The sequence below is a fragment of the Porphyrobacter sp. TH134 genome, from assembly GCF_002855495.1.
Lineage (GTDB): Bacteria > Pseudomonadota > Alphaproteobacteria > Sphingomonadales > Sphingomonadaceae > Erythrobacter.
Genome location: NZ_PKRO01000007.1, coordinates 48499 through 61027, shown reverse-complemented (window position 1 = coordinate 61027; position 12529 = coordinate 48499). Strand labels below are relative to the sequence as shown.

General features: G+C 64.7%; 10 protein-coding genes. 5 read left to right on the top strand and 5 right to left on the bottom strand.

Annotation, left to right across the window (positions count from 1 at the left end; all coding sequences use genetic code 11):
- The first annotated feature begins 33 nt into the window (after positions 1-33).
- The 5 genes from C0V72_RS05115 to C0V72_RS05095 all read left to right on the top strand — a co-directional run bounded on the left by C0V72_RS05115 (position 34) and on the right by C0V72_RS05095 (position 7577).
- The gene (locus C0V72_RS05115; RefSeq protein ID WP_101792151.1) at positions 34-366 is read left to right on the top strand and encodes a PilZ domain-containing protein; all 333 of its coding nucleotides are present in this window, start codon (positions 34-36) and stop codon (positions 364-366) included.
- An 82-nt stretch (positions 367-448) separates the two neighbouring features.
- A complete protein-coding gene (locus tag C0V72_RS05110) occupies positions 449-1687 on the top strand; it encodes a putative DNA modification/repair radical SAM protein (protein ID WP_101792150.1) in 1239 nt (412 codons plus the stop codon).
- 148 nt (positions 1688-1835) lie between these two features.
- A complete protein-coding gene (locus tag C0V72_RS05105) occupies positions 1836-3284 on the top strand; it encodes a UdgX family uracil-DNA binding protein (protein WP_172438914.1) in 1449 nt (482 codons plus the stop codon).
- Positions 3285-6848, top strand: coding sequence for an error-prone DNA polymerase (locus tag C0V72_RS05100; protein WP_101792148.1), 3564 nt, complete (start codon positions 3285-3287; stop codon positions 6846-6848).
- Between the two features lie 9 nt (positions 6849-6857).
- Positions 6858-7577, top strand: a complete 720-nt coding sequence (locus C0V72_RS05095) for an extensin-like domain-containing protein (protein WP_101792147.1) — start codon at positions 6858-6860, stop codon at positions 7575-7577.
- A 1-nt stretch (position 7578) separates the two neighbouring features.
- On the opposite strand, the gene phoB is transcribed toward C0V72_RS05095, so the two are convergent.
- The 5 genes from phoB to pstC all read right to left on the bottom strand — a co-directional run bounded on the left by phoB (position 7579) and on the right by pstC (position 12518).
- The gene (gene phoB, locus C0V72_RS05090) at positions 7579-8268 is read right to left on the bottom strand and encodes a phosphate regulon transcriptional regulator PhoB (RefSeq protein WP_101792146.1); all 690 of its coding nucleotides are present in this window, start codon (positions 8266-8268) and stop codon (positions 7579-7581) included.
- 131 nt (positions 8269-8399) lie between these two features.
- Entirely contained in the window at positions 8400-9068 is a 669-nt protein-coding gene (gene phoU, locus C0V72_RS05085) for a phosphate signaling complex protein PhoU (RefSeq protein WP_172438913.1), read from the bottom strand.
- Complete coding sequence (gene pstB / locus C0V72_RS05080) at positions 9068-9835, bottom strand: phosphate ABC transporter ATP-binding protein PstB (RefSeq protein ID WP_101792144.1); 768 nt, start codon at positions 9833-9835, stop codon at positions 9068-9070. The genes phoU and pstB overlap by 1 nt, the downstream gene beginning before the upstream one ends.
- 17 nt (positions 9836-9852) lie before the next feature.
- A complete protein-coding gene (pstA, locus tag C0V72_RS05075) occupies positions 9853-11136 on the bottom strand; it encodes a phosphate ABC transporter permease PstA (protein ID WP_101792143.1) in 1284 nt (427 codons plus the stop codon).
- Complete coding sequence (gene pstC, locus C0V72_RS05070) at positions 11133-12518, bottom strand: phosphate ABC transporter permease subunit PstC (protein ID WP_101792142.1); 1386 nt, start codon at positions 12516-12518, stop codon at positions 11133-11135. The genes pstA and pstC overlap by 4 nt, the downstream gene beginning before the upstream one ends.
- Positions 12519-12529: the final 11 nt, after the last annotated feature.

Genomic DNA, 12529 nt, shown 5'->3' with positions numbered 1-12529 from the left:
CTTTCTTTTACTGATGTGTGCGACACTTCGGGCATGAACCTTCATTCGATCCCTCGTGCCTCGGAGCGTCGGCCGATCAGCCTCACGGTCAAGAGCCGGGTGCGTTCGCGCGTTGTCTTCGTCGATCTGATCGACATATCCGAAGGGGGCTGCAAGATCCGCGCAAAGGCCGGGTTTGCCGAAATTGGCGACCGGGTGACGATGAAGGTCAATGGCATCAACGCCCCGCTCGGCTCGATCGCCTGGATCGAAGGGCAGGTCGCCGGCGTCGCTTTTGAAGGCGCGATGCACCCCGCAGTGGTTGATTATCTGTGCGAACAGCACGATACCCGCGAACTCGGAGCAAGGCTGCGCCGTCTGCTCTGATGTCTCGCGCTTGCAAGCTTTGCATTTGGCATTGAGGAAGTGGGAACATATAAGGAACGCCTGAAAGGTGTTCCTTCGTTCCATGGCTCAACAGTCCCTCCGTCAGAAACTCGAAATCCTCGCCGATGCGGCGAAGTACGATGCCTCATGCGCGTCATCCGGCACGGCGAAGAAAAATTCGCTGGGCGGCAAGGGTGTGGGCTCGACCGAGGGGATGGGCATCTGCCACGCCTATGCGCCCGATGGCCGCTGCATCTCGCTGCTGAAGATCCTGCTGACCAACCACTGCATCTTCGATTGCCACTACTGCATCAACCGCAAGAGCTCGAACGTGGCGCGCGCGCGGTTTACCCCGCAGGAGGTGGTCGACCTCACGCTCAATTTCTACCGCCGCAATTATATTGAAGGGCTGTTCCTGTCCTCGGGCATCGTCAAGAACGCCAATCACACGATGGAGCAGCTGGTCGAAGTCGCCCGCATCCTGCGCGAGGAGCATGATTTTCGCGGCTATATCCACTTGAAGACCATCCCCGAGGCGGATGCGGAGATCATTCATGCCGCGGGCCTCTATGCCGACCGGGTCTCGATCAATGTCGAACTGCCGACCACGGCGGGGCTGACCCGCCTTGCGCCGGACAAGAATGCGGGCCAGATCGAAGGGGCGATGGGGCGCACCAAGGCGCGGATCATCGAGGCGAAGGACGAACGCAAGCGCTTCCGTCACGCGCCGCGCTTTGCGCCCGCAGGCCAATCGACCCAGATGATCGTCGGTGCCGACGATGCCTCGGACAGCGCGATCATCGGCAAGGCGAGCCGGCTCTATGGCGACTTCGGGCTGCGGCGTGTCTATTACAGCGCCTTCTCGCCCATCCCCGATGCCAGCGCCGTGCTGCCGCTGAAGCGCCCGCCCTTGCTGCGCGAGCACCGATTGTACCAGTCCGACTGGCTGATGCGCTTCTACGGCTTCGCGCCGCAGGAGGTGGCCGATGCGGCGGAGGCGGATGGCAACCTGCCGCTCGATATCGACCCGAAACTCGCCTGGGCACTGAAGTTTCGTGAAAGCTTCCCAGTTGATGTGAACCGCGCGCCGAAGGAGATGCTGCTGCGGGTGCCGGGGCTGGGAACCAAGGCGGTTGCCCGCATCCTCACCTCGCGCAGGCATCGGACGCTGCGATTGGACGACGTGGCGCGGCTGACAGCCTCGATCGCCAAGGTGCGGCCCTTCATCTGCGCGCTCGACTGGCGCCCGACCCTGCTGACCGACCGCGCCGATCTGCGCGGGATGCTGGTGAGGAAGTCCACGCAGCTGGAGCTGTTCTGATGGTGCGGGCGCTCTCATCTCCTCTCCCGCTTGCGGGAGGGGCTGGGGGTGGGCGTGCGAAGCGCCGGGCCGGCAGGCCCACCCCGCTGCGAGTAGGCAGCAAGCTGCCAACTCTCGCTGCCCTTCCCGTGAACGGGAGGGGAAAAGCGTGACCGCGATGCAGAATGTCTCCCTCGGCTCTCACTACGCCGTCCACCTTCCGGCTCCGGATGATTTCGCCTTCTGGCGCGAGCGGGCGCGGGGGCTCATCCAGTGCGATGTGCCGCCTGACCGCGTCTCGTGGATCGAACCGGGCGAGACAGGCGATCTGTTTGCTGCCGAGGGGCCGTCCCGGGCAGACAAGCGCCTGCCGCCGCCGCCTGCCGATGCCCCGCCGGTGCGGGCCAGCCAACGGTTTCTGACGGTCGCTCGCAGCGCGGCGCTTCACTCCGACCCCGCGCGCTTCGCCCTGCTGTACCGTGTCTTGTGGCGATTGCAGCGCAATCCGCGGCTGATGGAGGACAAGGCCGACCCGGAGGTGCGCCGCCTTGAGGAACTCGCCAAATCGGTGCGCCGCGATGCCCACAAGATGCACGCCTTCGTCCGCTTCCGCGAGGTGCAGGAGGAGGACGGCACGCCGCACTTCGTCGCCTGGTTCGAGCCCGATCACCATATCGTGCGCGCGGAAGCCGCCTTCTTCATGCGCCGCTTTGCCAATATGCGCTGGTCAATCCTCACCCCGCGCGGCAGCGTGCATTGGGACGGCGAAGTGATGCGCGAGGGCCCGCCCGCGCGGCGTGAGGATGCCCCGCAGGGCGATCCGGTCGAGGCGCTGTGGCGCTCCTACTACGCCTCGATCTTCAATCCGGCGCGGCTGAAGGTCGGCGCGATGCTCTCGGAAATGCCCAAGAAATACTGGAAGAACCTGCCCGAGGCCGAGCTGATCCCAGCCCTGATCGCAGGCGCACAGGCGCGCGAAGCGGCGATGGTCAAGGCAGGCGCACGGGAGGAGCGGAGGCGGCCTGCAACCCTCGCCGAGGTCGTCCAAGGGGCCGCCGCCTGCCGTGATTGTCCTATCGCGGAGTGCGGCACCCGCGCGGTGGCGGGGGAGGGGGCGCAGGGCGCTGCCCTGATGATCGTCGGCGAACAGCCCGGCGATCAGGAAGATCTCGCGGGGCGGTCTTTTGTCGGCCCCGCCGGGCAGCTGCTTGACGAACACCTGCAAACAGCCGGGATCGATCGCGCGGACGCCTACGTCACCAACGCGGTCAAGCATTTCAAGTTCACCTGGAAGGGCAAGCACCGCCTGCACCAGTCGCCGGGGGCGAAGGAGATCGACACCTGCCGCTGGTGGCTCGATGCCGAGCGCGCGCTGGTGCAGCCCCGGATCGTGCTGGCGCTGGGGGCGAGCGCGGCGCGCGGGCTGCTGGGCCGGACGGTGAGCATCAGCAAGGCGCGTGGGGCACCGATCAACCTTGATGACGGCACCGAGCTGTGGGTTACCGCGCACCCCTCCTACCTGCTGCGTCTCGACGGCGCGGCGCGCGAGGAACAGACGGCGCTGTTCGCAGCCGATCTTGCGATGGTGAGGGAGCGGCTTGCGGAGCTGGCCGGCTAGATGCCCGACGCCCCGCTCACTCCCGACAAGCGCACGCTCGCCATCGACCCGGCCGACATCGCGCCGCCGGAGCGCGCGCCCTTCGTGGAACTCGGCCTCGTCAGCTGCTTCAGCTTCCTGCGCGGTGCGTCCGATGCGGTCGATCTGGTGCTCGCCGCGCACACGCTGGGGTACGACGCGCTCGGCATTGCCGACGTCAATTCGATGGCAGGCGTCGTGCGCATCCACACCGAGGCGAAAACTCTCAAAATCCGCCCCGTGATCGGCTGCCGGATCGAGACGGTGGAGGGGTTGGCCTTCCTCGCCTACCCCGAAACCCGCGCCGCCTATGGCCGGTTGTGCCGCTTGATCAGCGCCGGGCGGATGCAGACGCTCTCCGGCGAATGGCAGGACAAGGGGGTGTGCGAGATCGACCTGGCGCTGCTGGCGGCGCACAGCGCCCAAGAAGGTGAGGGGGGCGTGCAGCTGATCCTGCTGCCGCCGGACGATCTGGATGCGGAATTCACCATCGCGGTGCCCAGCAACGTCATTCCGTTTCGCAGAAATCCCACAAGCAAAACTCGTCATGCTGAACTTGTTTCAGCATCCATCTCTCCTTCCGAAGCGGCGGCAAAGGAGGAAAGATGGACCCTGAAACAAGTTCAGGGTGACGGTAAAATGGAGCGTACCGCGCCCTTCGCTGATCTCCTGCCGCATGTCGCGGAGCAACTCCCCACCCTCAAGCACATCGCCGCCAGCTATCTCTATCGCGGCGACGATATCGCCCGGATTGAACGCTTGGACAGCCTCGCGCGCGCCCACGGCCTCACTCTGCTCGCCACCAACGACGTCCACTACCACGCCCCCGAACGCCGCGCGCTGCAGGACGTGATGACCGCGATCCGCCACAAGACCACGGTGGCGAAGGCCGGACACCTGCTCCACCCCAATGCCGAGCGGCACCTCAAATCCCCGGAAGCGATGCAGCGTCTCTTCGCCCGCTGGCCCCACGCGATTGCCGCCGCGCGCGAGGTGGCCGACCGCTGCCGCTTCAGCCTCGACGAACTGGCTTACGAATACCCCGAGGAGATCTATCCCGATGGCCGGACCCCGCAGGCCTTTCTCGAAAGCGAGGTGTGGACAGGGGCCGCGCGGCGTTACCCATCGGGGGTGCCCGATTCCGTCCGACAGACGCTTGACCGCGAGCTGGCGCTGATCGCGAAACTCGATCTCGCCCGCTACTTCCTCACCATCAAGGATATCGTCGATTTCGCGCGGGGGTGCGATCCGCCGATCTTGTGTCAGGGGCGCGGGAGCGCGGCCAACTCTGCCGTCTGCTACGTCCTCGGCATCACCAGCGTCGATCCGGCCAAGCACCAGCTCTTGTTCGACCGCTTCATCTCCGAGGAACGCAAAGAGCCGCCCGATATCGACGTCGATTTCGAGCATGAGCGGCGCGAAGAGGTGATCCAGTACATCTACGCCAAATATGGCCGCCACCGCGCCGGGCTTTGCGCGACCGTGATCCATTACCGCCCGCGCATGGCGATCCGCGAGGTGGGCAAGGTGATGGGGCTGTCGGAGGATGTTACCAGCGCGCTCGCCCGCACAGTCTGGGGCGGGTGGGGGCGCGAGATTTCCGAGAAACACGCGGCGGAAACCGGGCTCGACATCACCGATCCGCACTTGCGGCGCGTGCTCAAACTCACCGAGCAGATGATTGGAATGCCCCGCCATTTGGGTCAGCATGTCGGCGGGTTCATCCTGACGGAAAGCCCGCTGATCGAGACCGTTCCGGTCGGCAATGGCGCGATGCCCGACCGCAGCTTCATCGAATGGGACAAGGACGATATCGAGGCGCTGGGCATCCTGAAAGTGGACGTGCTGGCGCTGGGCATGCTGACCTGCATCCGCAAGTGCCTCGATCTGCTGGGCGCGCATCATGGTCGCGCGCTGACGCTGGCCACGGTCCCGCGCGAAGACCCGGAAACCTACGCGATGCTGCGCAAGGGCGATTCGCTCGGCGTGTTCCAGGTCGAGAGCCGGGCGCAGATGAACATGCTGCCGCGCCTGCGCCCGAGGGAGTTCTACGATCTCGTCATTCAGGTCGCGATTGTGCGCCCCGGCCCGATCCAGGGCGACATGGTGCATCCCTACCTGAAGCGCCGCCGGGGCGCGGAGCCGGTGCAAATCCCCGCGCCTGCGCCTGAACACGGCCCACCGGACGAACTCACCAGCATCCTCGGGCGCACATTGGGTGTGCCGATCTTTCAGGAACAGGCGATGAAGATCGCGCTGGATGCGGCGCGGTTCAGCAGCCTCGAAGCCAACCGGCTCCGCAAGGCGATGGCCACTTTCCGCAGCCGGGGCATGGTCGACGAGCTTCAGGACATGATGGTCGAACGCATGGTCGCGCGCGGATATGATCGCGATTTCGCGCAGCGCTGCTTCAACCAGATCAGGGGCTTTGGCGAATATGGCTTTCCTGAAAGCCACGCGGCGAGCTTTGCCCAGCTGGTCTATGTGTCGAGCTGGCTGAAATGCCATTACCCGGCGGCCTTTGCTTGCGGCTTGCTCAATTCCCAGCCGATGGGCTTCTATGCCCCGGCGCAGATCGTGCGCGATGCGGCCGAGCATGGGGTGCGGGTGCTGCCGGTGGATGTGAACGCAAGTCATTGGGATTGCACGCTGGAGGGCGAGGGCGAGCCGCTGGCCCTGCGCCTCGGCCTGCGCCAGATCGACGGTTTGCCCGAACACGTCGCGGCCACTCTGCTGGCGGAGCGCGAGGAACGCGGGCAGTTCCGCGACATTGCCGATCTGCGCGCCCGCACCGGGCTCAGCCCTGCGCATATCGAGCGGCTCGCCAGCGCCGATGCCTTTACCTCGCTGAGCCTTTCGCGCAGGCAGGCACTGTGGGACGCCCGCAGCCTCATCGCCGCGCCTGACCTGCCGCTGTTCCGCGCGGCCGGGGTGCGCGAGGAGGGGGCGGAGCGGGCCGCCATTCGCCTGCCGACCATGCCGCTCTCCGAAGAAGTGGTGACCGATTACCAGACCACCCGCCTCAGTCTGAAAGCCCACCCGATGGCTTTCCTGCGTGCCGATCTTGCCGCGCGCGGTTTTGTCTGCGCGGCTGATCTGCGGACCCGCAAGTTCCGCTCGATGGTGCAGGTGGCCGGTGTGGTGCTGATCCGCCAGCGGCCCGGCAGCGCCAAGGGGGTGACCTTCATCACGCTGGAGGATGAAACCGGGGTCATCAACCTCGTGGTCTGGCCAGACCTCAAGGAAAAGCAGCGCAAGGTGGTGATGGGGGCGCGGCTGATGGAGGTGCGGGGAAGGGTGGAATATGACGACGAGGTAATCCATGTGATTGCCGCGCACATGACCGACGCGACACAGGCACTCCATGCGCTGTCCGACGACCTGCTCGACCCCCCGCTCGCCCGCGCGGACGAGGTCAACAAGCCGATGCCCGAGCGCGGCCCGCCGCTCCCGCGTGACATGATTGATGAGCTTGCACCCCGGCCCAATGTGACCGGTCATCCGCGCGATCACCGGATTTTGCCAAAATCGCGCGATTTTCATTAGAGACAGGCGATGCCCCGTTCCCGATCAAACAAACACTTCGCGGCCGCGCGCCGAGCGCTGTTCGCGCTGGTGCTGCTCATGGCGGGGATCGCCGGGTGGCAATGGCTGCAATCGCATCCCGAGCATAACCCTTGGGCGCCGCTCGATCTGCGCGACCCGCCGGGCTGGGCGACGCAGACCAAGCTGATCGCTTTGCGCAGCGACGTGGCGGAATGCCGCGCTGTGCTGGAGCGCAGCGATATCGCCTTCACCGCACTACCGCCGAGGGGAGAGGGCGCCTGCGCGCTGACTGACCGCACCTTGCTCGGTGATTATCCGCTTGCGCCTGATACGCCCGCGGTGACCTGCCCGGTTGCAGCGGCGCTGGCCCTTTGGCGGCGCGACAGCCTTGGCCCTGCCGCGCGCGACCTGCTCGGCAGCGATGTCGCCCGAATCGAGCATCTCGGCGCCTTCTCCTGCCGCCGGATGTACGGCGGTGCGGACGGGCCTTGGAGCGAGCACGCCACCGCCAATGCGATCGATATCGCTGCCTTTGTGCTGGAAGACGGACGGCGCATCAGTGTGTTGAAAGACTGGGACAGCGATGATCCGGAAGCAGCCTTCCTGCGCGCTGTGCGCGACGGCGCGTGCGGCAGCTTTGCTACCGTGCTTTCACCCGATTACAACGCCGCCCACGCCGATCATTTCCACTTCGACCAGGATGATCGCTGGTCTGGCGTGTGCCGCTGATCTAGGTCGCTTCGAGGGCGTAGCCGGCGGAACGGACCGTGCGAATGGGGTCTTTCGCGCCGTCTCCGCCAATGGCCTTGCGCAAGCGGCGGATATGGACGTCGACTGTGCGCAATTCGATATCGGACCCGGTGCCCCACACGCCGTCGAGTAGCTGGCCGCGGCTGAACACGCGGCCCGGGCTTTCCATGAAGAACTTCAGCAGGCGATATTCGGTCGGGCCGAGCTGAAGCGGGCGGCCCCGGCGCTGGACCCGGTGCGCCACCGGGTCGAGCTTGAGATCGCCGACTTCGATGGTTTCACCGGCGAGGGCCGGGCGGATACGGCGCATGACCGCAGCCACGCGGGCCAGCAATTCGCGGGGGGAAAACGGCTTGGTGAGGTAATCGTCCGCGCCCGTTTCCAGCCCGCGCACCCGGTCATCCTCCGCCTCGCGCGCGGTCAGCATGATGATCGGCACGTGGGCTGTTTCCTTGTCGCGGCGCAACCGGCGGCACACTTCGATCCCACTGGTGCCTTCGATCATCCAGTCGAGGATGATGAGATCGGGCGTTTCCTCGGCAGCCAGCACCAGGGCTTCATCACCGTCACCGGTGCAGCGCACGGCGTAGCCTTCGTTCTGGAAACGATATTCAAGCAGTTCGGACAGAGCCGGATCGTCTTCGACCAGCAAAAGTTTGGCAGCGGACATGCAGCTGATGCCTCCTCAAGCCCGCGCCGGCGGGCGGTGCCATGCGCTATGTGTCACTTGAGCGACAATTTGATGAAACTGTCCATGGCAAATTTTGCGCCACGCCTGATGTGCCCCCGCACGAGCGGTGGTTAGCGATCACCTTCAGGCGGATAGGCTCCCGTTGCCGCGAAGTGGACCATTTCGGCCACGTTGGTCGCATGGTCGCCGATGCGTTCGATATTGCGGGCAACGAACAGCAACTGCGCCGCGCTCGAAATGGTCGAAGGGTTTTCCACCATGTAGCTGACAAGGTTGCGGAAGATCGAGTTGTAGAAGCCATCGACCTTGGCATCGGTCGCGATCACTTCGCGCGCCAGATCAGGGTCGCGGGCGGCATAGGCAGTCAGCACGTCGTGAACCATTTCGCCTGCCAACTCGCCCATGGTGGGAAGCAGGGTCAGCGGTTCAAACCGGGCGCGGCCTTCGATCATGCCGGTGCGCTTGGCGATGTTCTTGGAATAATCGCCGATGCGCTCCAGCACGCCGGCAATTTTCAGGGCGGCGATCACTTCGCGCAGGTCATCCGCCATCGGGGCGCGCAGAGCGATGATCCGCACCGCCAGCTTGTCGACCTCCATTTCGAGCGCGTCCATGCGCTTGTCACGGGCCACCACCTGTTCGGCCAGCGCTTCATCGCCGCGCACCAATGCGTCGAGCGATTCGGCAATAGCGACCTCGGCGAGGCCGCCCATCTCCGCGATCAGCCCACGCAGCCGGGTGATGTCTTCGTCGAATGCCTTGACGGTATGTTCAGCCATCAGCCGTAACGTCCTGTAATATAGTCCTTCGTCCGTTCCTCGATGGGATTGGTGAAGATTTCCGAGGTGGGACCATACTCGACCATCTTGCCGAGGTGGAAAAATGCGGTGCGCTGGCTGACACGTGCGGCCTGCTGCATCGAGTGCGTGACGATCACAATGGCGTAGCGCCCTGAAAGGTCATCAATCAGTTCCTCGATCTTGGCGGTCGCAATCGGATCGAGCGCGCTGGCGGGTTCATCCATCAGGATCACTTCGGGGTCTACTGCGATCGCGCGCGCGATGCAAAGGCGCTGCTGCTGCCCGCCCGACAGGGCGGTGCCCGAATCGTCCAGCCGGTCCTTGACCTCGTCCCACAGACCCGCACGGGTCAGCGAACGTTCGACCACCACATCCAGATCGGCCTTCTTTTCGGCGAGCCCGTGGATCTTGGGGCCATAGGCGATGTTTTCGTAAATCGACTTGGGGAAGGGGTTGGGCTTCTGGAACACCATCCCCACGCGCGCGCGCAATTGGACCACGTCCATCCGGCTGCCGTGGATGTCCTCGCCATCCAACTCGATCAGGCCCGTCACCTTGGCTGCGCCGATGGTGTCATTCATGCGGTTGAAGCACCGCAGGAAGGTCGATTTCCCGCAGCCCGACGGGCCGATGAAGGCGGTGACATAATTGGGCGAGATGTCGATGGAGACCTCGTCGATCGCCTTCTTGTCGCCGTAGTAGACGCAGACGTCGCGCGCACGGATCTTCGCGCTTTCGTCAGTCATGTTGGGATGGATTACAGTCACCAGCGTTTCTCGAATTTGTTGCGGAGGTAGATGGCAAGGCCGTTCATCGTGAGCAGGAACACCAGCAGCACGATGATAGCCGCGCTGGTGCGTTCCACAAAGCCGCGGTCGATTTCATCCGACCACAGGAAGATCTGCATCGGCAGAACGGTGGCGGGCGACGCAAAACCTTCCGGCGGCGTGGCGACGAAGATGCGCATGCCGATCAGCAGCAGCGGCGCGGTTTCGCCCAGCGCGCGCGCCATGCCGATGATGGTTCCGGTCAGCATGCCCGGCAGCGCGAGCGGCAAGACGTGGTGGAACACCACCTGCACCGGCGATGCTCCGATGGCGAGAGCGCCGTCGCGGATCGACGGCGGCACGGCCTTGATCGCATTACGCCCCGAAATCACGATAACCGGCATGGTCATCAGTGCGAGGGTCATCCCGCCAATCAGCGGCGCGGATCTCAGGCCGGGAAACAGGGCGAGAAACACTGCCAGCCCCAGCAGGCCGAAAATGATCGAAGGCACGGCCGCAAGGTTGCTGATCGACACTTCGATGATGTCGGTCCAGCGGCCACGCGGCGCATATTCCTCAAGATAGAGCGCTGACAGCACACCGATGGGGAAGGCCAGCACCAGCGTGACCAGCATGGTCAGCATCGAACCCTTGAGCGCACCCCAGATGCCAACCGCCTGCGGGTTGGTGGCATCTGAACGGCTGAGAAAGCCCCAGTCCCAGTTGCGCGCGAGCTTGCCCTTGTCCGCCAATTGCTGGGCGAGCGCCTGCATCTCGGGCGCGCCTTCGCCTTCAAGGCCTGCCGCAAGCGCCGAGGTCGTGGGCAAATAGAACGTCTGGCTGCGGGTGATCAGATCGGGATTGTCAGCCAGCGCAGCGGCGACATCGCGCCATCCGTCAGGCGAAATCTGTGTGGCCGCGTCCTTGCCCAATTGCTCTTCGGCAAAGAAGTTCACGACATCGGGCAGGCCCTGCATTTCGAGCGTCTGCATCGCGCTGGGTGCGGTCAGTGACACCGCATCGCCGGTGACCCCGCTGGCGGGAAAATCGATGGTGACTTCAAGCTCGGCGCGCTGGAAACCGGCGATGCCGTTCAGCAGCATGTTGCTGAGCAGGAACACCAGCACCGCGACGGAGAAAATCACGGTGCTCATGCCGATGCGGCGGAAATTGCGCTCTGCCCGGTAACGCTTGGCGAGGCGACGCTCGAAGCTGGGCGTCCGGGTCGGGCCAATCGCCTGCGGCGTATCATCGGTGTGGGGAAGGGCGGAACTGCTCATTCGTAGGCCTCGCGGAAACGCTTGACGACGCGCAGGGCGATGAAATTGAGCGCGAGCGTCACCATGAACAGCACAAATCCGAGCGCATAGGCGCTGAGGGTGGCCGGGTGATCGGTGCTCTGTTCGCCGGTCAGCAGTTTGACGATCTGCACGGTGACGGTCGACATTGGTTCAAGTGGGTTGGCGGTCAGATTGGCCGCCGGGGACGCGGCCATCACCACAATCATCGTCTCGCCAATTGCGCGGCTGACGGCCAGCATCACGCCGGCAACAATGCCGGGCAGGGCGGCAGGAAACAGCACGCGGCGGATGGTTTCGGACTTGGTGGCGCCCATTGCCAGGCTGCCATCGCGCATGGCGCCCGGCACAGCCGCCATCGAATCGTCTGCCATTGACGATACAAACGGGATGATCATCACCCCCATCACGATGCCTGCTGCCAGCGCGCTTTCGGTCGAGGCGCTAGTGATGCCCACGGCGACTGCCGCATCGCGAATCATGGGGGCGAGGGTCAGTGCGGCAAAATAGCCATAAACCACTGTCGGCACCCCGGCGAGCAGTTCAAGCAGCGGCTTGATCCAGGTGCGCACGCGCGGGTCGGCATATTGGGTGAGATAGATGGCGCTCATCAGCCCCAGCGGGATCGCCACAATCATGGCAATGATAGCGCCGATAAAGATCGTCCCCCAGAACAGCGGGACGGCGCCATAACGGCTCGCATCGACCGCGTCCGGACTGGCCATCGTATCCGGCCCCCATTTGGTGCCGAACAGAAAATCGACCGGAGAAACGATCCCGAAAAATCGTACGGTTTCAAACACGAGGCTGACAAAGATGCCCAGCGTGGTGAGGATCGCCACCATCGATGCCAGAAGCAAAATCACCATGACGGTGCGCTCGACCCGCGTGCGCGCACCAAATTGCGGGCGCAGACGCAAGAACGCGAGCGCGCCGCCTGCGAGCGCGATCACCACCGTCACCAGCACGCCGATGGTGTTGTAACGGTTGATGGCATCGCGGAACGGCGCGATCAGCGGCTCGGCCTCGTCATTGAATACGCCCGGCGCCTGCCCCAGTGCGACCGCGCGCGCTTCGCCGATAAAGGCGTCACGCTCAAACCCGAAGGCGGGCAGACCCTCGGCGGCAGGCGAGGCGACAACAGATTGCAGCACCAGCTGCGGCGCGATCACTGACCAGGCCACCACAAAGGCGAGCACGGGGATCACCACCCACAAGGCAACATACCAGGCATGATAGACCGGACGTGACGCCGGGCGCAGGGCCGGATCGTTCGATGCAAAGCTCCACGCCTTGGCGCGGCCGGCCAACCAGCCCAGCAAGCCCAGGCCCAAAGCAATCAGGATCAGCGTGATCGGCGACATGAAAGAGACCT

Bases quoted from the DNA above. Each gene is read 5' to 3' on its own strand.
- C0V72_RS05115 (WP_101792151.1), top strand. From the start codon at position 34: ATGAACCTTCATTCGATCCCTCGTGCCTCGGAGCGTCGGCCGATCAGC.
- C0V72_RS05110 (WP_101792150.1), top strand. From the start codon at position 449: ATGGCTCAACAGTCCCTCCGTCAGAAACTCGAAATCCTCGCCGATGCG.
- C0V72_RS05100 (WP_101792148.1), top strand. From the start codon at position 3,285: ATGCCCGACGCCCCGCTCACTCCCGACAAGCGCACGCTCGCCATCGAC.
- C0V72_RS05095 (WP_101792147.1), top strand. From the start codon at position 6,858: ATGCCCCGTTCCCGATCAAACAAACACTTCGCGGCCGCGCGCCGAGCG.
- phoB (WP_101792146.1), bottom strand. From the start codon at position 8,268: ATGTCCGCTGCCAAACTTTTGCTGGTCGAAGACGATCCGGCTCTGTCC.
- phoU (WP_172438913.1), bottom strand. From the start codon at position 9,068: ATGGCTGAACATACCGTCAAGGCATTCGACGAAGACATCACCCGGCTG.
- pstB (WP_101792144.1), bottom strand. From the start codon at position 9,835: ATGACTGACGAAAGCGCGAAGATCCGTGCGCGCGACGTCTGCGTCTAC.
- pstA (WP_101792143.1), bottom strand. From the start codon at position 11,136: ATGAGCAGTTCCGCCCTTCCCCACACCGATGATACGCCGCAGGCGATT.
- pstC (WP_101792142.1), bottom strand. From the start codon at position 12,518: ATGTCGCCGATCACGCTGATCCTGATTGCTTTGGGCCTGGGCTTGCTG.